General features: G+C 68.6%; 14 protein-coding genes and 1 pseudogene. 12 read left to right on the top strand and 3 right to left on the bottom strand.

Going from position 1 to position 22,881, the window contains the following annotated elements; all coding sequences use genetic code 11:
- Positions 1 to 32 precede the first annotated feature (32 nt).
- From K0O62_RS20340 to K0O62_RS20310, 7 genes are read left to right on the top strand one after another with little or no spacing between them, the layout of a single operon-like run.
- Positions 33 to 1,646 (top strand): AMP-binding protein, encoded by a 1,614-nt coding sequence (locus K0O62_RS20340; protein WP_073854296.1) that lies wholly within the window; start codon positions 33 to 35, stop codon positions 1,644 to 1,646.
- A gap of 35 nt (positions 1,647 to 1,681) precedes the next feature.
- A complete protein-coding gene (locus K0O62_RS20335; RefSeq protein WP_073853273.1) occupies positions 1,682 to 2,872 on the top strand; it encodes an amidohydrolase family protein in 1,191 nt (396 codons plus the stop codon).
- Entirely contained in the window at positions 2,869 to 4,326 is a 1,458-nt protein-coding gene (locus K0O62_RS20330) for a FadD3 family acyl-CoA ligase (RefSeq protein WP_073853275.1), read from the top strand. The genes K0O62_RS20335 and K0O62_RS20330 overlap by 4 nt, the downstream gene beginning before the upstream one ends.
- Before the next feature lie 46 nt (positions 4,327 to 4,372).
- The gene (locus K0O62_RS20325) at positions 4,373 to 5,122 is read left to right on the top strand and encodes an Rv1363c family protein (RefSeq protein ID WP_073854298.1); all 750 of its coding nucleotides are present in this window, start codon (positions 4,373 to 4,375) and stop codon (positions 5,120 to 5,122) included.
- A complete protein-coding gene (locus K0O62_RS20320; RefSeq protein ID WP_073853277.1) occupies positions 5,119 to 5,718 on the top strand; it encodes a twin-arginine translocation pathway signal in 600 nt (199 codons plus the stop codon). The genes K0O62_RS20325 and K0O62_RS20320 overlap by 4 nt, the downstream gene beginning before the upstream one ends.
- A gap of 12 nt (positions 5,719 to 5,730) precedes the next feature.
- Positions 5,731 to 6,738: a patatin-like phospholipase family protein gene (locus tag K0O62_RS20315; protein WP_073853279.1), complete on the top strand. Its 1,008-nt coding sequence runs from the start codon at positions 5,731 to 5,733 to the stop codon at positions 6,736 to 6,738.
- Between the two features lie 5 nt (positions 6,739 to 6,743).
- Positions 6,744 to 7,364: an IspD/TarI family cytidylyltransferase gene (locus K0O62_RS20310; protein WP_073853281.1), complete on the top strand. Its 621-nt coding sequence runs from the start codon at positions 6,744 to 6,746 to the stop codon at positions 7,362 to 7,364.
- Here K0O62_RS20310 and K0O62_RS20305 read toward each other — a convergent pair.
- Together K0O62_RS20305 and K0O62_RS20300 are read right to left on the bottom strand one after the other, a co-directional pair.
- Positions 7,345 to 8,076: an IspD/TarI family cytidylyltransferase gene (locus K0O62_RS20305; protein WP_073853283.1), complete on the bottom strand. Its 732-nt coding sequence runs from the start codon at positions 8,074 to 8,076 to the stop codon at positions 7,345 to 7,347. The genes K0O62_RS20310 and K0O62_RS20305 overlap by 20 nt on opposite strands.
- Positions 8,077 to 8,116: 40 nt before the next feature.
- Positions 8,117 to 9,388: an MFS transporter gene (locus K0O62_RS20300; RefSeq protein ID WP_073854300.1), complete on the bottom strand. Its 1,272-nt coding sequence runs from the start codon at positions 9,386 to 9,388 to the stop codon at positions 8,117 to 8,119.
- Between the two features lie 232 nt (positions 9,389 to 9,620).
- Between K0O62_RS20300 and K0O62_RS20295 the strand changes: the two genes are divergently transcribed.
- The 5 genes from K0O62_RS20295 (at position 9,621) to K0O62_RS20275 (ending at position 22,818) form a co-directional block, all read left to right on the top strand.
- On the top strand, positions 9,621 to 10,382 hold the full coding sequence (locus tag K0O62_RS20295; RefSeq protein WP_079244442.1) for a MerR family transcriptional regulator: 762 nt from the start codon (positions 9,621 to 9,623) through the stop codon (positions 10,380 to 10,382).
- Positions 10,383 to 10,458: 76 nt separating this feature from the next.
- Positions 10,459 to 11,172: a DUF1906 domain-containing protein gene (locus K0O62_RS20290; RefSeq protein WP_073853285.1), complete on the top strand. Its 714-nt coding sequence runs from the start codon at positions 10,459 to 10,461 to the stop codon at positions 11,170 to 11,172.
- A 565-nt stretch (positions 11,173 to 11,737) separates the two neighbouring features.
- Entirely contained in the window at positions 11,738 to 20,965 is a 9,228-nt protein-coding gene (locus tag K0O62_RS20285) for a type I polyketide synthase (protein ID WP_073853287.1), read from the top strand.
- A 29-nt stretch (positions 20,966 to 20,994) separates the two neighbouring features.
- Entirely contained in the window at positions 20,995 to 21,384 is a 390-nt protein-coding gene (acpS, locus tag K0O62_RS20280) for a holo-ACP synthase AcpS (protein ID WP_073853289.1), read from the top strand.
- Positions 21,385 to 21,480: 96 nt separating this feature from the next.
- Complete coding sequence (locus tag K0O62_RS20275) at positions 21,481 to 22,818, top strand: dipeptidase (RefSeq protein ID WP_073853291.1); 1,338 nt, start codon at positions 21,481 to 21,483, stop codon at positions 22,816 to 22,818.
- Here K0O62_RS20275 and K0O62_RS20270 read toward each other — a convergent pair.
- Positions 22,815 to 22,877, bottom strand: a pseudogene (locus tag K0O62_RS20270) (peroxiredoxin); the annotation flags it as partial. The gene K0O62_RS20275 and the pseudogene K0O62_RS20270 sit on opposite strands and share 4 nt — an antisense overlap.
- Between the last annotated feature and the right edge of the window lie 4 nt (positions 22,878 to 22,881).

The raw sequence follows: 22,881 nt of genomic DNA, 5'->3' as shown, positions 1-22,881 counted from the left end.
CTGCCCGGCGTTGCGGAGGTGCTGTCATTTCCATCCGAAATATCCCTGCTGAGCTCAGTAAACGGTATGTGGAGCAGGGGTGGTGGACATCGGAGACACTCGGCCAGTTGCTGGCCGACGGGCTGCAGGCCGCCCCGGATACCGGCTTCCACGTGCATTCGGCGGTCCGGCCCTTCACCGGAACCTTCGCCGATGTCGAACTGCGAGCCCGCCGACTGGCTGCCGGCCTGCGTGACCGCGGGGTGGGCCCGGGGGATGTGGTCGCGCTGCAGCTACCGAACTGGATGGAGGCCGCCGCCGCGTTCTGGGCGTCGGCGTTCCTCGGTGCGGTGACCGTGCCGATCGTGCATTTCTACGGCCGCAAGGAACTCGGCCACATCATCGCGACCGCCCGCCCGAAGGTGTTCATCAGCACCGCCGAATTCGGCCGGATGACGTTCCAGCCGGACCTGTGTGCCGAGGTGCCGATCGTCGGACTGGTCGGCGCCGATGAGCGCTTGTGCGAAGAGCACGGGCTCAGCAGCTTCGACGAACTGCTGGCCGACGAGCCGATGACCGGCACGGTGGCCACCGATCCGGGCGGTCCGGCCCTGATCGCCTTCACCTCGGGCACCACCCGCGAGCCCAAGGGCGTCATCCACAGTCACCAGACGCTCAACTGCGAGACCCGCCAGTTGCTCGCCAACTATCCGCCGGGCCGGGGACGCCAGCTCACCGCCACCCCGGTCGGCCACTTCATCGGCATGCTCGGGGCCTTCCTGATCCCGGTGCTCGAAGGTGCGCCCGTGGACCTGTGCGACGTCTGGGATCCGGGGCGGGTGCTGGAGCTCATCGAACGCGACGGGCTCTCGATCGGCGGCGGCCCGCCGTATTTCGTCACCAGTCTGATGGACCACCCGGACTTCAACGACACCCATCTGGCGCACTTCTCGACGGTGGGCCTGGGTGGGTCCACGGTGCCGGCGGTGGTCACCCGGCGCCTCGCCGACCTGGGCCTGTTCGTGTTCCGCGCCTACGGCAGCACCGAACATCCCTCCATCACCGGTTCGGCGCCGGACGCGCCGGAGGAGAAGCGCCTCTACACCGACGGCAATGTCCGGCCCGGGGTGGAGATCCGGCTCGGCCCCGACGGTGAGATCTTCAGCCGCGGGCCGGACCTCTGCCTGGGTTACACCGACGATGCGCTGACCGCGACGTCCTTCGACGACGAGGGCTGGTACCGCACCGGCGACATCGGCGTGCTGGACGAGGACGGCTATCTCACCATCACCGACCGCACCGCCGATCTGATCATCCGCGGCGGCGAGAACATCAGCGCCCTGGAAGTGGAGGAGGTGCTGCTGAGCATGCCGGACATCTTGGAGGCCGTTGTGGTCGCGGCACCGGACGCCCGTCTCGGCGAGCACGTCGCCGCGGTGCTGCGGATCCGGCCCGGCGCGGCGCTGCCCACCCTCGACCAGGTGCGGGCGCACTTCGAGCGGGCCGGGGTGGCCCGGCAGAAGTGGCCCGAGGAGTTGCTCGAGGTGCCCGCGGGGCAGGACTTCCCGCGGACCGCCAGCGGCAAGGTGCAGAAATTCCGGGTCCGTCAGGAGGTCGCCGCAACCTCCGCTGGGGCACCCCGGGGCATTGCGGCTTCACCTAAGTGAGAATATGATTCTCAAGAACCGAAAAGGAGCATCTCATGGGTCAACTGTCGCATCGGGTCGACGTTCCGTTTCCGCTGTTCGATGCGGACAACCATCTCTATGAGCCGCCGGAGGCCATGACCAAGTACCTCCCCAAGGAGTACAAGGACATCGTCCAGTACGTAGAGGTCAACGGCCGCACCAAGATTGCGCTGAAGGGTCAGATCTCCAACTACATCCCGAACCCCACCTTCTCGGTGGTCGCCAAGCCCGGCGCCTGGGAGGAGTACTTCAAGTTCGGTAACCCGGACGGCAAGAGCAAGCGTGAACTGTTCGGCGAGCCGATGAAAGCCATCCCGGCCTTCTTCGAGCCCGAGCCGCGCATCAAGGTGATGGACGAACTCGGCGTCGACCGCAGCCTGATGTTCCCGACCCTGGCCAGCCTCATCGAGGAGCGGTTGTCCGATGATCCGGTCGCGATCCACGTCATCGTCCACGCCCTCAACGAGTGGCTGCACGAGGTGTGGGGCTTCAACTACCAGAACCGCATCTACACCACCCCGGTGATCACCCTGCCCATCGTCGAGAAGGCGATCGAGGAGCTGGAGTGGGCGGTCAAGCGTGGCGCCCGCGCCATCCTGATCCGCCCGGCACCGGTGCCCGGCTTCCGTGGCCCGCGGTCGTTCGCGCTGCCCGAGTTCGACCCGTTCTGGGAGCGCTGCGTGGAGTACGACATCTTTGTCGGCATGCACTCGTCCGACAGTGGCTACTCGCGCTACACCTCCGAGTGGGATGGCGCCGCGCAGGAGATGCTGCCGTTCCAGACCAACGCCATGTCGATCCTCAACGAGTGGCGCCCGATCCAGGATGCGGTGGCCTCGTGGGTCATCCACGGCGCGCTCTTCCGGCACCCGAAGCTCAAGGTCGGCATCGTCGAGGCCGGGTCCAAATGGATGTTCCCGCTGCTGGATTCGATGTCCGAGGTGTACAAGAAGGCGCCGGAGGCGTTCCTCGGTAACCCGATGGAAGAGATCAAGAACCGTATCTACGTCAGCCCGTTCTACGAGGAGGGCATCGACGACCTGATCAACCTGATCGGTGTCGACCAGGTGCTCTACGGTTCGGACTGGCCGCATCCCGAGGGTCTGGCCGAGCCGACCCACTACATCACCGCGCTCGAGCATCTGGCCATCGAGGACCAGGCCAAGATCATGGGCGGCAACCTGGGTCGTCTCATCACTACGTGACCTACCAGCAGCAGTGGCAGACCATCCCCGAGATGGTCTTGAGCGTCGGCGACCGCTTCGGAACTTCCGAAGCGGTCGTCGACGGTCCACTACGCCTCAGTTACGTCGAACTGGCGCACCGGGTCCGCTGTGCCGCCGGGGCGTTCGCCGAGTTCGGGATCGGCAAGGGTGACCGGGTCGCGATCTGGGCGCCCAATTCCGCGGCCTGGCTCATCGCCGCCTTCGGCGTGGTCACCGCCGGGGGAGTGGTCGTCCCGGTGAACACCCGGTTCAAGCCCGAGGAAGCCGCGGACATCATCACCCGCAGCGGCGCGAAGGCCGTCCTGGTCCAAAACGGTTTCCTGGGACAGGATTTCAGTGTCCCCGCCGGCGTCCCGGCGATCGAGATCACCTCGGACTTCCTGGAGAGCGGCAAGCCCTACGAGGCGCCGGGCCTGCAGGGCACCGATATAGCCGACATCATCTACACCTCCGGCACCACCGGCCGGGCCAAGGGCGTGATGATGAATCATGAACAGACGCTGCGGCTCTACACCGAATGGTGCGATCTGGCCGATCTCCGTCAGGGTGATCGCTATCTGATCGTCAACCCGTTCTTCCACACCTTCGGCTACAAGGCCGGGTGCATCTCGTCGCTCATCCGGGGCGCCACCATCCTGCCGGTCCCGGTCTTCGATGTGCCCGCCGTGGTCGACCTCATCGAGACCGAGCGGATCACCATGCTGCCGGGCGCGCCCACGCTGTACCACTCGCTGCTGGCGGTCCCCGACAAGCACCGGCTGGCGACCCTGCGCGCCGGGGTCACCGGCGCGGCCGACATCCCGGTCGAACTGATCCGCCGGGTACACGAGGAACTGCCCTTCCAGACCCTGGCCACCGGCTACGGGCTGACCGAGGCCGGCACCGTCACGCTGTCGCGGCCCGGGGACTCCTTCACCGACATCGCCACCACCGCGGGCAAGCCCTGCGACGGCGTCGAGGTGCGCATCGCCGAGGACGGCGAGGTGCTGGTGCGCGGTTACACCGTGATGCAGGGCTACCTCGACGATCCGGCGGCCACCGCCGAGACGATCGACGCCGAGGGCTGGCTGCACACCGGAGACCTGGGCACCTTCGATGACGGGGGCCGGCTCAAGATCGTCGGCCGCAAGAAGGATATGTTCATCGTCGGCGGCTTCAACGCCTATCCCGCCGAGATCGAGGGGTTCCTGCTGGAGCATCCCGCGGTCCGGCAGGCCGCCGTCATCGGCGTCCCGGACGAGCGGATGGGCCAGGTCGGCAAGGCCTTCGTGGTGCGCCGCGACGAGGGCGTCAGCGAGCAGGAACTCATCGCCTGGAGCCGCGACCGGATGGCCGGCTATAAGGTGCCACGGTATGTCGAGTTTCTCGACGAGCTACCGCTCAACGCCACGGGCAAGGTGATGAAGGACCGCCTGCAGAACCTGACCAGTTGAGCGGTGTGCCGTCGCCAACGTTGTTTCCGCAGTGCAGGAGGACATGATGCCCATCGATAGGCGTGGGGCGACTTCGGTTTCCCCGCCCGACACCGACCAGGCGGACGACCTCGAGCTGACCGCCGAGGAAGCCGAGGCGCTGGCCGCCGAGGCGGCAGCCGCCGCGGCCGCGGCGCGCGCCAAGGTGCTGCGGCTGCGTACGGAAGCCGAGGAGTCCCGCGGCACCGACCAGGACGACGAGCCCGCGGCCGGTGAAGCCGGTATCGAGGACGAGTTCGACGAGGAACCGCTCGGCACCCGCAGTCGGGCGCGGGCGATCCTCACCTACGTCGCGGCCGCGCTGGCCGTCATCGGGGTGGCCGCGCTGGCCAGCACCAGCGCCTGGATCATCGTCAAGCACGGGCAGGCCGAGCATGAGCGTGCCCTCAACGCCGAGTTCTCGGCAGCGGCCCGGCAGGGAGTGGTGTCGTTGATGTCGCTGAACTTCAACAGTGCCGAGCAGGACGTCCAGCGCATCCTGGACAACTCCACGGGGGAGTTCCGCAAGGACTTCGAGGAGCAGCAGCAGGACTTCGCCAAGGTGGCCCAATCCTCGAAGGTCATCACCGAGGCGACCGTCACCGCCACCGCGGTCAAATCGATGACCGAGCACACCGCCGACGTGCTGGTGTCGGCGTTCTCGACGATCACCAATGAACAAGGCGCAAAGGATGATCCGCGCACCTGGCGGCTGATCGTGAGCATGGCCCGCGAGGGTGACCAGATCAAGATGGCGAAAGTGGAGTTCGCGCCATGACCATTGACAACGACACCGAGACGGACACCGACACCGAGATCGACACAGACACCACCGCAACGCCGGATCCGCCGGTCCACGGCGGCCCGGTGCGCACGCTGCTGCGCGGCGCCGGGCGGTTCTGGGCGGCCATCGTGCTGGTGCTGGCGCTGGCGGTGACCGGCGGCCTCACCGCCTGGCTCTACGTCAATCAGTACCGGCCCGACAGTCAGACCGGTCCGGTGGCCGCGGAGGCCGCGATCAAGGCAGCCTCCGACGGTACGGTGGCGCTGCTGTCCTATTCGCCGGATTCACTGGAGGCGGACTTCGCCGCCGCCCGGGCCCAGCTGACCGGGGACTTCCTGAATTACTACAACCAGTTCACCGAGCAGATCGTCACGCCGGCCGCCACGAAGAACGCGGTCCAGACGCAGGCCGCGGTCGTCAACGCCGCGGTCTCCGAACTGCATCCCGACCGGGCCGTGGTGCTGGTGTTCCTCAACCAGAACACCGTCAGCAAGGAGAACCCGGACGGCTCGTTCTCCACGAGCAGCGTCAAGGTGGGGCTGTCCAAGGTCGACGGCACCTGGCTGATCTCCGCATTCGACCCGGTGTAGCGGGGCACGGCGATGCCCGGGCGGGCCGATCTGGTGCTCTCCGGCGGCGGCGTCAAAGGGGTAGGGCTGGTCGGCGCCGTCGTCGGGCTGATGGACGCCGGCTATCGGGCGCAACGGGTATCCGGGACGTCCGCGGGATCCATCGTCGGGGCGATCGTCGCCGCCGCGGGCTCAGAGCTGACCGGCGCAGAGTTCAAGAATATTGCGCTGCAACTGAACTACCGCAAGTTTCGGGATGCCGCGCTATTCGGGCGCATCCCGTTCATCGGGCAGCCGCTGGCGCTGGCCCGCGGGCGCGGTATCTACAAGGGCGACTACGCGCATGACTGGGTGCGCGGGCAACTGGCCGATCTCGGGGTGCGGACCTTCGGCGACCTGGCGATCGACGACGACGAACTGCCGGCCGACCAGCGCTACAAACTGGTCGTCACCGTCGCCGACGTCACCACCGGCCAACTGGTGCGATTGCCCTGGGATTACCGCCGGGTCTACGGGCTGGACCCGGACGAGCAGTCGGTCGCCGCCGCGGTGCGCGCCTCGATGTCCATCCCGTTCTACTTCCGGCCGGCCGGCCTGACCGATTCGGCCGGTCGGACCTCGACCCTGGTGGACGGCGGCCTGCTGTCCAACTTCCCGATCGATTCGCTGGACCGCGCCGACGGCGGCGTGCCGCGCTGGCCCAGCTTCGGTGTCACGGTGCTGCCCAACCTGCCCAACGAGACCGACCGTCTGCTGCCGAACTGGGGCCCGTTGCGCCGGTTCGGCACGCCGCGCATGCTCGACGACGTCATCACGACCGTGCTGGTGGGGCGCGACCAGGCCTACCTGAACCAACCGTGGGTGAACGCCCGCACCGTGCGGGTGGATTCCACCGAGGTCGGCTACCTCGACTTCGACATCAGCGACGCCGAGGTGGAAGCGCTGTACGTGGCCGGCTACTCCGCGGCCCGCGAGTTCCTGGCGGACTGGGACTGGGAGTCCTACCTGGAACGCTTCCGGCCGCCGCGCCAGATACCCTGACCGCGGTGAAACTCTCAGCGATCCTGCCGTTGCCCGCCGAGGTGGCCCAGCAGCCGGCATCGGTGTTCGTCCCGGTCGACGGTGAACCGGTGCTGGTGCGGATCGTGCGTGCCCTGGCCGGTATCGGTGACGTCCTGGTGGTCGCCGACGACCGGTTGACCGAACGGGTTTCCGGGTGCCTGGGTGAGCTGCCGGTGCGGGTCGTCGCCGCCGGCGAATCACCCAGCACGGCAGACTGTCTGGCGGCCGCGGCGCAGCATCTGCAGCAGGAATCCGTGACGCATGCGCTGGTGGCCGACCACCGGCATCCGGTGGTGCCGGACGGGTTGGTGCAGCGGGTGGTGGCCGCATTGAGCGAGGGCGCCGAACTGGTGGTCCCGGTTCTTCCTGTCACCGACACCGTGAAAAGTGTTGATGCACAAGGAACAATCCTGGACACGGTGGACCGCTCCGAGCTGCAGATCACCCAGTACCCGTACGGGGCGGCTGTGCCCCGGCTGGCCGATCTTCAGACCGTGCTCGGTGACGCCGGCCTGGTCACCGTGGCCGGTGACGCCGACGCCATCCCGATCGACCTGCCGGGCGACGCCTCCCTGTTGGAGGCGATCATTGCGTGCCGGCGCTGAGCGTCCCGGTCAGCAGGTGCTCGGCCAGCCGGATGTCCGGCGGATAGGTGACCTTGAGATTGGTTGCCGCACCGGGGAACACCCGCACGTCGACATCGGTGAAATGCTGCACGCACGCTGAGGTGTCGGTGCCGTCGAATCCGGCGGCGTCGGCCTTCCGGTAAGCCGCGAGCAGCGGCGTGGCCCGGAACGCCTGCGGAGTCTGCACGCGTACCACCCGTTCGGTCAGCGGTTCGAACCCGCCGCCCGGCAGCGGGCGGGCCAGACCGGTCGCCGGCACCGCGGGTACCGCCCCGCCGTGTTCGCGGGCCGCGCCGAGCGCCGCGCGCATCATGTCCGGACCGGCCAGCGGGCGGGCGGCATCGTGGATGAGCACGACGTCGACGGCACCGGACTCGATATCGGCCGCGATGTGGGCCAGCATGTTGAACTCCGACTCGTGCCGGCTGTCACCACCCTCGACGAGTTCCACCGCCCTGCCGGGCAGGTCGGCGGCCAGCGCGCCGGCCGCCACATCGCGTTCGCCGCGCCGGTGGACCAGGATGACCCGGGCGATCTCGGCGGTGTCGGCCACCGCCTGGACCGACCAGGACAGCATCGAACGGCCCGCCAGTAACAGATAGGCCTTGTTGCCGTCGGCGCCGACCCGCGACCCGATGCCGGCCGCCAGCACCACCCCGACTGCGGTCGGTGGGCGCGGCACGGTGGGCATCCGCCCACGCTAGCGTGTCCGGCCGGGAGCCCGAGTGCGGCTAACCTCCGGCGGGATGCGTATCGAAGGTCTCCAGCAGCGAGCGTTCTTGCTCGGCCTGCATCAGACGCCGGGCCTTGCGCCGGGTGACCAGGATGCCGACGACGGCCAGTGCCCAGATCAGGTACTGCAGTGTCCAGGCCAGCCGGAACGAGTCGAACGAGTAGCCGCCGGTGGCGTCGAGGATCCAGCCCATGCCCTGCATCAGGATCAGCGAGACCAGGAAGCCACCCATGTTGACCATGCCCTGGGCGGTACCCAGCGTGGCTCCGGGGTTGAACGTCCGGGCGAAGTCGAAGCCGACCATCGATCCCGGTCCACCCACGGAGATGATCACGATGAGGGCGATCAACAGCCACAGGGGGGCCGGTCCGGGCAACGCCAGCACCACCGTCCAGGCCGCGGCGTTACTGCCGATGATGGCGAGCACGAACCGCGAGCGGCGGTGCGGGTAGCGCCCGGTCAGGATGCCCAGCACGATGCCCGCCACGATGGCCGTCACCACCGAGACGGTCAGCAACATGCCGGCCACACCCCGGCTCTGGCCCTGGGCCGTCATCACGTAGGGGACACCCCACATCAGCGCGAACGCCGTCACCGAGAACTGCGTGCCCATGTGGGTGAAGAATCCGAGACGGGTACCTGGCCGCATCCAGACGGTGCGGACATTGCCGAGGGTGTCGCGCACACTCAGCGTCTGGGTCGTCTCCAGCCGTCCGTCCGGTGTGTTCTGGACGATGACGGCGGCCAGCACCACCACCAGCACGCTGAACGCGGCCACCGACAGATAGGCCGGCGTCCAGCCCGCCACCCCGAGCAGCGCCAGGAACGGCACCGCCGACAGCACCTGGCCGAGCTGCCCCGTGATGCCGGTGAACTGAGTCAGCAACGGGATCTGCCGGGACGGGAACCAGTGCGGGACGAGTCGCAGCACGGAGATGAAGGTGAAGGCGTCACCGAGCCCGACCACGGCGCGGGCGGCCAGTGCCGCGGGCAGTGAATCGCTGATGGCGATCGCGAGTTGTCCGGCAGCCATCAATGCGGCGCCGCAGATGATGAGGACCTTGGAGCCGTAGCGGTCGAGCAGCACTCCCGCCGGGACCTGGGCGCCGGCGTAGACGATGATCTGCAACACCACGAACGTCGAGAGCACGCCGGGACCCGCGTGAAAACGGTCGCCGGCCTCGAGTCCGGAGACCCCCAGCGTGGTGCGGTTCAGGACCGCGACGACATAAGCGAGTACCCCGGTGGCCCAGATGATCCAGGGACGCACACGGACCTCGACTTCGGTTGAGGGCGGAATTCTGGTGACGAGCTCACCCAATGTTTCCAAATTGATGGGATGAATCGCCAGCGATTTACCGGTGACATCCCTCACCGGTGTTGCCAGATTCAATATATGTGCAGTAAAAGACTATTTTTTAGTTCGCTCGTACCGCGCGTCGGCGCGCTACAGTGGGTGGCATGGGCGCGTGCGACGGCTCTACCGGTGCGGTGGTCCCCCCATGTCGGTGAACGAGTACCGGCTCGGCGAACTGGCCGAGATCTCCGGCGTCAGCCCCCGCAACATCCGTGCGTACCGCGAACGCGGGTTGCTCGATCCGCCCCGTCGACAGGGCCGCTCGGCCATCTACGACGACTACCACCTGGCTCAGCTCCGGACGATCGACGAGTTGTTGGGCCGCGGGTTCACCTCGGCCCACATCGCGGAGTTCTTCGACACCGTCCGCGCCGGCGGCAGCGTCGCCGAACTGCTCGGACTGCAACGTGAGATCCTGCGGCCGGGCGTCGAACCGGAACGGGACGCGGCGTCGGCGACGTCCACGGCCGGTGTCCGTGTCGGCATCGATCCCAACGGTCCCGAGGGTGCCCGGCTGGTGGCCCTGGGCGTGGCTCAACGGTCGGGATCCGCCCTGCTGTTCACCAACCCTGTGGTCGGGCGGGTGCTGGCGCGCTCGCCGGATCCGCTGGTGTACGCCCGTGTGGTGCTGGCCCTGGTGGATGCCGGCCGAGATGGGGTCGAAGCGCTCGCCGACAGCGTCATCTCGGCGGCGGAGGCCGAGGTGGTGGCCCGGTACGGCGCGCTGTTCCCGACGCCGGAGAACATCGACGACATGAGCCGCTGGATCGCCGACTGCACGGAGTTCGGGCACGCGGTGGTCGCCGACCGTCTGAAGCGGGCGCTGCGTAGGCGACTGGTCACCGCGGTTTCCGAGTTCAATGCGGGGCTGATGGCCGACGGTGCATGGCCCGATCCGCCGTCGTGACCTGGCGCCGCGAGGCCGATGCGGGTACCCGCATCGGTCACCGGGTTCCCGGTGTCACTGTCATATTCTGACGTTCGTGTCGCTTTCTCGACGTGACGTGCTGAAATACGCCGCTGTCGCGCCCGCGGCATTCACCCTGGCTGCGGTGGCCGCCGCGCCGCCGGCCGGGGCCGCTCCGCTCGGCGTACTGCTCGACTATGCCGCCGGGGTGATCGGCGCCGCCGACATCCGCGCCTCCGGCGCACTCGGCGCGATCCGGTACGTCTCCGATCGTCGGCCGGGTGGCGCCTGGATGCTGGGTAAGCCCATTGTGCTGGCCGAGGCACGCGACCTGTACCAGGCCGGGCTGAAGATCGTGTCCTGCTACCAGTACGGCAAGCAGGACACCGCGGACTGGCTCGGCGGTCAGCAGGCCGGGGTGGCGCACGCCAAACGCGGCTGGCAACTGCACACCGCCGCGGGCGGTCCGATCGGTGCACCGGTGTACGCCTCCATCGACGACGACCCCAGCTACGCGCAATACAAGACGCAGGTGGCACCGTTCCTGCGGGGTTGGGAATCCGTGCTCGGCCGGCAGCGCACCGGCGTCTACGCGAATTCGAAAACCATCGAATGGGCTCTGCAGGACGGCATCGGGGCCTACTACTGGCAGCACAACTGGGGCTCGCCGGGCCGGGCCGCGCACCCGGCGGCACATCTGCACCAGGTCGAGATCGACCAACGCAAAGTCGGCGGCATCGGGGTGGACGTCAACCACATTCTCAAGCCCAGCTTCGGGCAGTGGGACTGAGACTTACCGATCAGTAATGCTTTCCAGCAAACTGATTTCACGCCAGGCCTTCGCGCAGTGGACACTTTTGTCCGCGGTGTCTGTTGTCACGCGCCGTTCGCGGCGCCGGCCACAGTGTCGAACACCACGAAATTCTTAGATAACGATTTGATAACGGCATCCCGCTGATCTGGGAAGTTATAGCTACTCGGCCGTAACCACCTGCCAACAGGACGTTTGTCCCGGAGAAGTTTGGGCGCCGCAGCGGGACCCGTTACCCAAGCTGTGGTTACCCGAGCGTAGAACTCGCCAGTAACCATTTCGGGTCCGGAAAAGGCCTCAGCTCTTATGACACTCTTAGTGGGGTTGGGCCGTCCTCTGGCCGCATCCGGCATGTCATTGCCCGGATCGCCTGGACGTAAACCGGCCCAGTGGAGATTCAACGCCGAATCACCGAAGGACTACAGGACGACGGGTCCCGAGAAAGCCCGGGGGAACCCGATCGCATCCTCGCCGCGAAGACGCGGCGCACCCGCACGACCAGCGACATTGCGTGAAGAAGACTGCACCGAGGGAGATACACAACGTGACGATCAACGAACACGACAGGGTGACAGCCAAGAACAGCCTGAACGAGGGTTCGTTGTCGGGCGCGAATGCGCTCGTCGATCTCCTGAACGCCGGTGAGCCGTACGCGGTCGCGTTCGGTGGTCAGGGTGGCGCCTGGTTGGAGAGCCTGGAAGAGCTGGTGAGTTCGGCCGGTATCGAGTCCGAGCTCAGTGAGCTGGTCGGTGAGGCGGCCCTGCTGCTGGAGCCGGTGGCCCGCGAACTCGTCGTCGTGCGCCCGATCGGCTTCGAACCGCTGCAGTGGGTGCGCGCGCTGGCTGCCGAGGAGCCGCTGCCCGACACCCAGCAGCTCACCACCGCAGCGATCTCCGGGCCCGGCATCCTGCTCACCCAGATGGCCGCCATCCGGGCGCTGACGCGTCAGGGCCTCGATCTGATGGGCACCCCGCCGGTCGCCATGGCCGGCCACTCCCAGGGCATCCTGGGCGTCGAGTCGCTGAAGGCCAAGGGCACCCGCGACGCCGAACTGCTCGCCCTGCTCCAGCTGATCGGCGCGGCCGGATCGCTGGTGTCGCGGCGGCGCGGCATGGTCGGCCGCGGGGACAAGACCCCGATGGTGTCGGTCACCAACGTCGACCCCGCCCGGATCGCCGAACTGCTCGAGGAGTTCTCCACCGACGTGCGCACCGTGCTGCCGCCGGTGCTGTCCATCCGCAACGGTCGCCGCTCTGTCGTCATCACCGGCACCCCCGAACAGCTCGGCCGGTTCGAGCTGTACTGCTCCAAGATCACCGAGAAGGAAGAAGCCGAGCGCAAGAACAAGCTGCGCGGTGGCGCGGTGTTCTCGCCGGTGTTCAACCCGGTGCAGGTCGAGGTGGGCTTCCACACCCCGCGCCTGGCCGACGGCGTCGCGCTCGTCGACCGCTGGGCAGCCCAGTGCGGTATCGACGCCGAGCTGGCGCACACCATGACCGAATCCATCTTCGTCAACCCGATCGACTGGGTCGCCGACGTCGAGGCCCTGTACAACGCGGGCGCCCGCTGGATCATCGACCTCGGCCCGTCCGACACCGTCACCCGTCTGACCGCGCCGGTCATCCGCGGCCTGGGGATCGGCATCGTGCCGGCCGCCACCCGCGCGGGCCAGCGCAGCCTGTTCACCGTCGGCGCGGTGCCCGAGGTGCCCGCAGCCTGGGCCAGCTACGCCCCGTCCACGGTCACCCTGCCGGACGGCTCGGTGAAGCTGTCCACCAAGTTCACCCGGCTCACCGGCCGCTCGCCGATCCTGCTGGCCGGCATGACGCCGACCACCGTGGACGCCAAGATCGTCGCGGCCGCGGCGAACGCCGGGCACTGGGCCGAACTGGCCGGTGGCGGTCAGGTCACCGAGAAGATCTTCGAGGACCGCGTCGCCGAGCTGACCCAGCTGCTGGAGCCGGGCCGTGCCATCCAGTTCAACTCGCTGTTCCTGGATCCCTATCTGTGGAAGCTGCAGCTGGGCGGCAAGCGCATCGTGCAGAAGGCCCGCCAGTCGGGTGCCCCGATCGACGGCGTCATCGTCACCGCCGGCATCCCCGAACTCGACGAGGCCGTCGCCCTGATCGAGGAACTCAACGAGATCGGCATCGCCCACGTGGTGTTCAAGCCGGGCACCGTGGACCAGATCAAGGCCGTCATCAAGATCGCGGCCGAGGTGCCGGACAAGGACGTCATCGCCCACATCGAGGGTGGCCGCGCCGGCGGGCACCACTCCTGGGAGGATCTCGACGATCTGCTCCTGAGCACGTACGCCGATCTGCGCAAGCTGTCCAACATCACCATCTGCGTCGGTGGCGGCATCGGAACCCCCGAGCGCGCGGCCGAGTACCTGGCCGGACGTTGGTCCGAGCAGTACGGCTTCCCGCTGATGCCGGTCGACGGCATCCTGGTCGGCACCGCGGCGATGGCCACGCTCGAGGCCACCACCTCGCCCGCGGTCAAGCAGCTGCTGGTCGACACCACCGGCACCGACCAGTGGGTTGGTGCCGGAAAAGCGCAGGGCGGCATGGCCTCCGGGCGCAGCCAGCTCGGTGCCGACATCCACGAGATCGACAACACCGCCTCGCGTTGCGGGCGCCTGCTCGACGAGGTCGCCGGTGACGCCGACGCCGTCGCCGAGCGCCGCGACGAGATCATCGCCGCGATGGCCGACACCGCCAAGCCGTACTTCGGCGATGTCGCCGATATGACCTACCTGCAGTGGCTGGACCGCTACGTCGAGCTGGCCATCGGTGACGGCGACTCGACCGCCGACACCAAGGCGGACGGCTCCCCGTGGCTGGACGTCACCTGGCGGGACCGCTTCGCGGAGATGCTCAAGCGCGCCGAGGCCCGTCTGCACCCGAGCGACTCCGGTCCGATCGAGACGCTGTTCCCGGCCACCCCGGAGGGCGAGGCGCTGCTGGAGCATCCGGCCGCCGCCGTCGACATCCTGCTCAACCGGTACCCGGACGCGGAGGACATCAAGCTGCACCCGGCCGACGTGCCGTTCTTCACCACCCTGTGCAAGACCCCGGGCAAGCCGGTCAACTTCGTCCCCGTCATCGACAAGGACGTGCGCCGCTGGTGGCGCAGCGACTCGCTGTGGCAGGCCCACGACGCGCGCTACACCGCCGACCAGGTCTGCGTCATCCCCGGCACCGCCGCGGTCGCCGGTATCACCCGGGTCGACGAGCCCGTCGGTGAACTGCTGGACCGCTTCGAGCAGGCGGCCATCGACGAGGTCGTGGCCTCTGGCGCCACCCCGGTGCCCGTCGTCTCGCGCCGCCAGGCCGACCCCGCCGTCACCGGACCCATCGGGGTGGTGCTGGATTCGCCCGACGTGCTGTGGGCGGGCCGCACCGCGATCAACCCGGTGCACCGCATCGGCGCGCCCGGCGAGTGGCAGGTCAACGAGAACCGTTCCGCGGTGCACCCGTCCACCGGATCGCGGCTGGAACTCACCGATGCCGGTGTGACGCTGAGCGTTCCGCTGTCCGACATCTGGATCGAGATCAAGCTGACGCTGCCGGCCGCCACCGTCAACGGTGGTATGCCGGTGGTCACCACAGAGGACGCCGCCGCCGCGATGCGGGCCGTGCTGGCCATCGCCGCCGGCGTGGACGGCGTGGATTCGCTACCGGCCGTGGTCGACAACACCGCGACCGTCACCGTCGGCTGGGACCCGGAGGAGGTCGCCGACCACACCGGCGTCACCGCCACCTTCGGCGCCCCGCTGGCCCCGGGCCTGACCCTGGTGCCCGACGCACTGGTCGGCAAGTGCTGGCCCGCGGTGTTCGCCACCATCGGCTCCGCCGTCACCGATGCCGGATTCCCCGTCATCGAAGGTCTGCTGAGCCTGGTCCACCTGGACCATGCCGCGCACCTGCTCACCCCGATGCCCAAGTCGGTCGCCGAATTGACGGTCACCGCAACGGCTTCCGATGCCACCGATACCGAGGTCGGCCGCGTCGTGCCGGTCAGCGTGGTCATCAGCGACGCCGAGGGCACCGAGCTCGCCCGCCTTGAGGAGCGTTTCGCCATCCGCGGGCGCACCGGCGCTGTCGAGCTGGAGGACCCGGTGCGTGCCGGCGGTGCCATGACCGACAACGCCACCGACACCCCGCGTCGCCGTCGTCGTGACGTCACCATGACCGCGCCCACCGACATGAGCGCGTTCGCCGTGGTCTCCGGTGACCACAACCCGATCCACACCGACCGCGCCGCCGCGCTGCTGGCCGGGCTCAAGGGCCCGATCGTGCACGGCATGTGGCTGTCGGCGGCCGCCCAGCACGTGGTCACCGCGACCGACGGTCGTGCCACCCCGCCGGCCCGGCTGGTGGGTTGGACCTCGCGCTTCCTGGGCATGGTGCTGCCCGGCGACGAGATCGAATTCCGGGTCGACCGGGTCGGCATCGACCGCGGTGCCGAGATCGTCGAGGTCACCGCAAAGGTCGGCGGCGATCTGGTGATGGCCGCCTCCGCGCAGCTGGCCGCCCCCAAGACGGTGTACGCCTTCCCCGGCCAGGGCATCCAGCACAAGGGCATGGGCATGGAGGTCCGCGCCCGGTCCAAGGCGGCCCGCAAGGTCTGGGACATCGCCGACAAGTTCACCCGCGACACCCTGGGCTTCTCGGTGTTGCACGTGGTCAAGGACAACCCGACCAGCCTGATCGCCTCCGGTGTGCACTACCACCACCCCGAGGGCGTGCTGTACCTGACGCAGTTCACCCAGGTCGCCATGGCGACGGTGGCCGCGGCCCAGGTCGCCGAGATGCGCGAGCAGGGCGCCTTCGTCGAAGGGGCCATCGCCTGCGGTCACTCCGTCGGTGAATACACCGCGCTGGCTTGCGTTTCCGGTGTGTACGAGCTGCCGGCACTGCTCGAGGTGGTCTTCCACCGCGGCTCCAAGATGCACGACATCGTGCCGCGTGACGAGAAGGGCCGCTCGAACTACCGGTTGGCGGCCATCCGCCCGTCGCAGATCGATCTGCCCGACGATGACGTCACCGCCTTCGTCGCCGAGATCGCCGAGCGCACCGGGGAATTCCTGCAGATCGTGAACTTCAACCTGCGTGGCTCGCAGTACGCCATCGCCGGCACGGTGCGCGGGCTGGAGGCGCTGGAGGAGGAGATCGAACGGCGCCGCGAAATCAGCGGTGGCAAGCGGTCGTTCATCCTGGTGCCCGGTATCGATGTGCCGTTCCACTCCGAGGTGCTGCGCGTCGGTGTCGCCGACTTCCGGCGCAGCCTGGAGCGGGTCATGCCCACCGATGCAGATCCCGAGTTGCTGATCGGCAAGTACATCCCGAACCTGGTGCCGCGGCCGTTCACGCTGGACCGCGACTTCATCCAGGAGATCCGCGATCTGGTGCCGGCCGAGCCGCTGGACGAGGTGCTCGCCGACTACGACACGTGGCGCAACGAGCGTCCGCGTGAGTTGATGCGCAAGATCGTCATCGAGCTGCTGGCCTGGCAGTTCGCCAGCCCGGTGCGCTGGATCGAAACCCAGGACCTGCTGTTCATCGAAGAGGCCGCCGGCGGTCTCGGGGTCGAGCGGTTCGTCGAGATCGGTGTGAAGACCGCTCCGACGGTGGCGGGACTGGCGACCAACACGCTGAAGCTGCCCGAGTACTCGCACAACACCACCGAGGTGCTCAACGCCGAGCGTGATGCGGCGGTGCTGTTCGCCACCGACACCGACCCGGAGCCCGAGCCCGAAGAGGTCTCGGCACCTGAGGCGTCCACGGAGGCGGCCCCGGCCGCCGCGGCACCCGCCGCAGCCCCGGCACCCGCCGCGGCCCCCAGCGGTGGTCCCCGCCCCGACGACATCGGATTCGACGCTGCCGACGCCACTTTGGTGCTCATCGCGCTGGCATCGAAGATGCGCATCGACCAGATCGAGCCGCTGGACTCCATCGAGTCCATCACCGACGGCGCGTCCTCGCGACGCAACCAGATGCTGGTGGACCTGGGCTCCGAGCTGAACCTCGGCGCCATCGACGGTGCCGCCGAGGCGGATCTGTCGGGTCTCAAGGCACAGGTGACCAAGCTGGCCCGCACCTACAAGCCGTTCGGCCCGGTGCTGTCCGACTCGATCAACGATCAGCTGCGCACCGTCTTCGGCCCATCCGGCAAGCGTCCGGCCTACATTGCCGAACGTGTTTCCAAGACATGGGAACTGGGCCCGGGCTGGGCCAAGCACGTGACCGCGGAGGTGGCGCTGGGTACCCGTGAGGGTTCCAGTGTCCGCGGCGGCAGCATGGGCGGCCTGCACGACGGTGCCCTCGCCGACGCGGCCTCGGTCGACAAGGTCATCGACGGCGCCGTTGCCGCGGTCGCCGCGCGCAAGGGCATCGCCGTGAGCCTGCCGTCCTCCGGTGCCGCCGGTGGCGGCGTGGTGGATTCGGCGGCGCTGGGTGAATTCGCCGAGAAGGTCACCGGCCCCAACGGTGTGCTGGCCAACGCAGCCCGCACCATCCTGGGTCAGCTCGGACTGGACAACCCGGTCAGTGCGCCCGAGGCCGTCAGCGACGCCGAGCTGATCGACCTGGTCACCACCGAACTCGGTTCGGACTGGCCGCGTCTGGTGTCGCCGGTGTTCGACGCCCGCAAGGCCGTCGTGTTCGACGACCGGTGGGCAAGCGCCCGTGAGGATCTGGCACGGATCTGGCTGCTCGACGAGAGCGAGATCGATACGGATTGGGAGCGGCTGTCGCAGAGCTTCGAGGGTGCGGGCAACGTCGTCGGCACCCAGGCCACCTGGTGGCAGGGCAAGGCTCTGGCGGCCGGGCGCAATGTGCACGCCGCGCTGTACGGCCGCGCAGCGGCCGGTGCGGAGAACCCGGACAAGGGTGGTTACGCCAACGAGGTCGCCGTCGTCACCGGCGCGTCCAAGGGCTCGATCGCCGCTTCGGTGGTGGCTCAGCTGCTGGAGGGCGGTGCGACGGTCGTCGCCACCACCTCCCGGCTCGACGATGACCGGCTGGCGTTCTACCGCACGCTCTACCGCGACCACGCCCGCTTCAACGCCACGCTGTGGGTGGTTCCGGCCAACATGGCCTCCTACGCCGACATCGACGCACTCGTGGAGTGGGTCGGCAACGAGCAGACCGAGAACCTGGGCCCCAAGGCAATCCACCTCAAGGACGCGCAGAACCCGACGCTGCTGTTCCCGTTCGCCGCACCGCGCGTCGCCGGGGACCTCTCCGATGCGGGTGCCCGCTCCGAGATGGAGATGAAGGTGCTGCTGTGGGCCGTGCAGCGGCTCATCGCCGGCCTGTCGCACCTGGGTGCCGAGCGTGACATCGCGTCCCGTCTGCACGTGGTGCTGCCGGGCTCGCCCAACCGGGGCATGTTCGGTGGTGACGGCGCCTACGGTGAGGCCAAGGCCGCACTGGACGCCGTGGTCTCCCGCTGGAAGGCCGAAACGTCGTGGAGCCAGCGGGTTTCGCTGGCGCACGCGCTGATCGGCTGGACCAAGGGCACCGGGCTGATGGGTCACAACGACGCCATCGTGGGCGCCGTCGAAGAGGCCGGTCTGACCACCTACACCACCGCCGAGATGGCCTCGATGCTGTTGTCGCTGTGCAACATCGAGTCCAAGGTTGCCGCGGCACGGGCGCCGATCGAGGTTGACTTCACCGGCGGTCTGGGTGAGATCGAGATCGACATGGCCGAGCTGGCCGCCAAGGCCCGCGAGGACATGTCCGCTGTCGCCGACGATGAGTCCGACGAAGACGAGTCCGGAATCATCCGGGCGCTGCCCTCGCCGCCGCGCGGATACGCATCGGCACCGCCGCCGGCGTGGGACGACCTCGACATCGATCCCGCCGACATGGTGGTCATCGTCGGTGGCGCCGAGCTCGGACCGTACGGTTCCTCGCGGACCCGCTTCGAGATGGAGGTGTCCGGCGAGCTGTCGGCCGCCGGTGTCCTGGAGCTCGCCTGGACCACCGGTCTGGTCAAGTGGGAGGACGACCCCAAGCCGGGTTGGTACGACACCGAGACCGGCGATCTGGTCGACGAGGCCGAGCTGGTCGAGCGCTACCACGATGCCGTGGTCGCCAAGGTCGGTATCCGCGAGTGGGTCGAGGACGGGTTCCTGGACGCCGATCACTCCGCACCGCTGCTGGTGTCGGTGTTCCTGGACAAGGACTTCACCTTCGTGGTGTCCTCGGAGGCCGACGCCCGCGAGTTCGTGAAGTACGACCCGGAGCACACCGTCATCGCCCCGGTGCCCGACAGTGCGGACTGGCAGGTCACCCGCAAGGCCGGCACCGAGATCCGGGTGCCGCGCAAGGTGAAGCTGTCACGCACCGTCGGCGGTCAGATCCCGACCGGTTTCGATCCGCAGGTCTACGGCGTCACGCCGGACATGGCCAGCTCGATCGATCGATTGGCGCTGTGGAACCTGGTGGCGACCGTTGATGCGTTCCTGTCGGCGGGCTTCAGTCCCGCCGAGCTGATGCGCTGGGTGCACCCCAGCCTGGTGGCCAGCACGCAGGGCACCGGCATGGGCGGTATGACGTCGATGCAGACCATGTATCACGGCAACCTGCTGGGCCGGAACAAGCCGAACGACATCCTGCAGGAGGTGCTGCCGAACGTGTACGCGGGACACGTCGTGCAGTCCTACATCGGTAGCTACGGCTCGATGATCCACCCGGTCGCGGCGTGCGCCACGGCGGCGGTGTCGGTCGAAGAGGGCGTCGACAAGATCCAGCTGGGCAAGGCGGACTTCGTGGTCGCCGGTGGTTACGACGACCTGACGCTGGAAGCCATCACCGGTTTCGGCGACATGTCGGCCACCGCCGACACCGAGGCCATGCGGGCCAAGGGCATCAGCGATGCGAAGTTCTCCCGCGCCAACGATCGTCGCCGGCTCGGGTTCGTCGAATCGCAGGGCGGCGGAACGATTCTGCTGACCCGCGGTGACCTCGCGGTGCAGATGGGTCTGCCGGTGCTGGCCGTGGTGGCCTACGCCTCGTCCTTCGGCGACGGTGTGCACACCTCGATCCCGGCTCCGGGCCTGGGCGCCCTGGGTGCAGGCCGCGGGGGACGTGAGTCGCGGCTGGCGCGCTCGCTGGCCAAGCTCGGCGTCACCGCCGACGACATCGCGGTGATCTCCAAACACGACACCTCGACGCTGGCCAACGATCCCAACGAGACCGAGCTGCATGAGCGGCTGGCCGCCTCGATGGGACGCTCGAAGGGTGCACCGCTGTTCGTGGTCAGCCAGAAGAGCCTCACCGGCCACGCCAAGGGTGGTGCTGCGGCCTTCCAGATGATGGGTCTGTGCCAGATCCTGCGCGACGGCGTCATCCCGCCGAACCGCAGCCTGGACTGCGTCGACGACGAGCTGTCGCACGCACAGCACTTCGTCTGGGTCCGCGAGGCCCTGAATCTGGGCGAGAAGTTCCCGCTCAAGGCCGGCCTGGTGACCAGCCTCGGGTTCGGGCACGTGTCCGGTCTGGTGGCGCTGGTGCATCCGCAGGCGCTGATCGCCGCGCTGCCGGCCGATCAGCGGGCCGACTACCAGGCGCGGGCCAACGCCCGGGTGCTGGACGGTCAGCGGCGCCTGGCCTCGGCGATCGCCGGTGGTCCTGCGCTGTACGAGAAGCCGGCCGATCGCCGGTTCGGCGACGAAACCCCGGAGAAGCGTCAGGAAGCGGCCATGCTGCTCGATCCGGATGCCCGCCTGGGTGCTGACGAGTACTACTCGAAGTGACGGGAACAGAGTCGGATAACGTCTCCGGGATGGGCATCGTTGGAGTAGGGATCGACCTGGTGTCGATTCCGGATTTCGCCGAGCAGGTCGACCAGCCTGGCACCGTTTTCGCCGAGACCTTCACGCCGGGGGAACGGCGCGACGCCGCGGACAAGAGTTCGTCGGCGGCGCGCCACCTCGCGGCGCGGTGGGCGGCCAAGGAAGCGGTGATCAAGGCCTGGTCGGGGTCGCGCTTCTCCAAGAAGCCGATGCTGCCGGAGGGCATCCACCGCGACATCGAGGTCATCACCGACATGTGGGGACGGCCGAAGGTGCGGCTCTCGGGTGCGATCGCCGAGCATCTCAAGGATGTGACGATCCACCTGTCGCTGACGCATGAGGCCGACACCGCCGCTGCGGTCGCCATTCTCGAAGCCTGATTCCGCGAGCGTGCGTGTCTGTTGGTCGACACGCCGCTTGCGGGCAGGAGTTTGCGCACGCTCGCCGCGTCCCGGTGAGGGGCTAGCCTCGAGATCATGACTGATCTCGTCACGCGGGTCCGTGAGCTGCTGCCGTCGGTGCGAGCCGACCTCGAAGAGTTGGTGCGCATCGAGTCGGTGTGGGCGGACCCCGCGCGCCGGCCCGAGGTGTACCGCAGCGCCGAGTTGACGGCGAAGCTGTTGCGCCACGCCGGTTTCGGTGATGTACGCACCGTCGAGTCGGGCGGTGCCCCCGCGGTGATCGCGCGCCACCCCGCACCCGAGGGAGCGCCCACGGTGCTGCTGTACGCCCACCACGATGTGCAGCCCGAGGGCGACCCCGGCCAGTGGCATTCCGCGCCGTTCGAACCGACCGAACGTGACGGGCGGCTCTACGGCCGCGGCACCGCCGACGACAAGGCCGGTATCGCAACGCATCTGGCCGCGTTCCGGGCGCTGGGCCCCAACCCGCCGGTGGGCGTCACCGTCTTCGTCGAGGGCGAGGAGGAATCCGGCTCACCCTCACTGCCGGCACTGCTGAACGAGCACCGGGACCTGCTGGCCGCCGACGTGATCGTCATCGCCGACTCGGACAACTGGAGCACCGACATCCCGGCGCTGACGGTGTCGCTGCGCGGACTGGCCGACTGTGTGGTGGAGGTGGCGACCCTGGATCACGGCCTGCACTCGGGCCTGTGGGGCGGGGTGGTGCCCGACGCGCTGAGCGTGCTGGTCCGGTTGCTGGCCAGCCTGCACGACGATGACGGCAACGTGGCCGTGCAGGGCCTGCACGAGGCCAAGGCGGCCGAGGTGGAGTTCAGCGAGGAGCGGGTGCGGGCGGACTCGGGTCTGCTCGACGGGGTGCGCCAGATCGGTTCGGGCCCGGTGGTGCAACGGATGTGGGCGCGCCCGGCCATCACGGTGATCGGTATCGACACCACGCCGATCGACAAGGCGTCGAACACCCTGGTGCCCAGGGCCCGGGCGAAGGTGAGCATGCGGGTGGCCCCGGGCGGGGACGCGCGGGCGCATCTGGAGGCGCTGACCCGGCATCTGCAGGACCACGCGCCGTGGGGCGCACAGGTCACCGTGACACCCGGGGACGTCGGTCAGCCGTACGCGATCGACGCCCGCGGCCCGGTGTACGACGCGGCCCGCGCGGCCTTCAAGACCGCCTGGGGCCGTGAGCCGATCGACATGGGGATGGGCGGGTCGATCCCGTTCATCGCCGAGTTCGCCGCGGCGTTCCCGGATGCCGAGATCCTCGTCACCGGGGTGGAGGACCCGGGCACCCAGGCACACAGCATCAACGAGAGCCTGCACCTGGGGGTGCTGGAGCGCGCCGCGACGTCCGAGGCGCTGTTTCTGGAGGCGCTGGGCCGGGGCCCGAGCTAGACGCTCAGATCGCGGCGCAGCTTGGCGACGTGCCCGGTGGCCTTCACGTTGTACTGTGCTGCA

The sequence above is a fragment of the Mycolicibacterium diernhoferi genome (assembly GCF_019456655.1).
Taxonomy (GTDB): domain Bacteria; phylum Actinomycetota; class Actinomycetes; order Mycobacteriales; family Mycobacteriaceae; genus Mycobacterium; species Mycobacterium diernhoferi.
The sequence above is the reverse complement of the archived record's forward strand: the minus strand, read 5'-3'. Positions and strand labels throughout refer to the sequence as shown.

Bases quoted from the DNA above. Each gene is read 5' to 3' on its own strand.
- K0O62_RS20295 (WP_079244442.1), top strand. From the start codon at position 9,621: ATGTCGGTGAACGAGTACCGGCTCGGCGAACTGGCCGAGATCTCCGGC.
- K0O62_RS20275 (WP_073853291.1), top strand. From the start codon at position 21,481: ATGACTGATCTCGTCACGCGGGTCCGTGAGCTGCTGCCGTCGGTGCGA.
- K0O62_RS20325 (WP_073854298.1), top strand. From the start codon at position 4,373: ATGCCCATCGATAGGCGTGGGGCGACTTCGGTTTCCCCGCCCGACACC.
- K0O62_RS20335 (WP_073853273.1), top strand. From the start codon at position 1,682: ATGGGTCAACTGTCGCATCGGGTCGACGTTCCGTTTCCGCTGTTCGAT.
- K0O62_RS20305 (WP_073853283.1), bottom strand. From the start codon at position 8,076: ATGCCCACCGTGCCGCGCCCACCGACCGCAGTCGGGGTGGTGCTGGCG.
- K0O62_RS20320 (WP_073853277.1), top strand. From the start codon at position 5,119: ATGACCATTGACAACGACACCGAGACGGACACCGACACCGAGATCGAC.
- K0O62_RS20315 (WP_073853279.1), top strand. From the start codon at position 5,731: ATGCCCGGGCGGGCCGATCTGGTGCTCTCCGGCGGCGGCGTCAAAGGG.
- acpS (WP_073853289.1), top strand. From the start codon at position 20,995: ATGGGCATCGTTGGAGTAGGGATCGACCTGGTGTCGATTCCGGATTTC.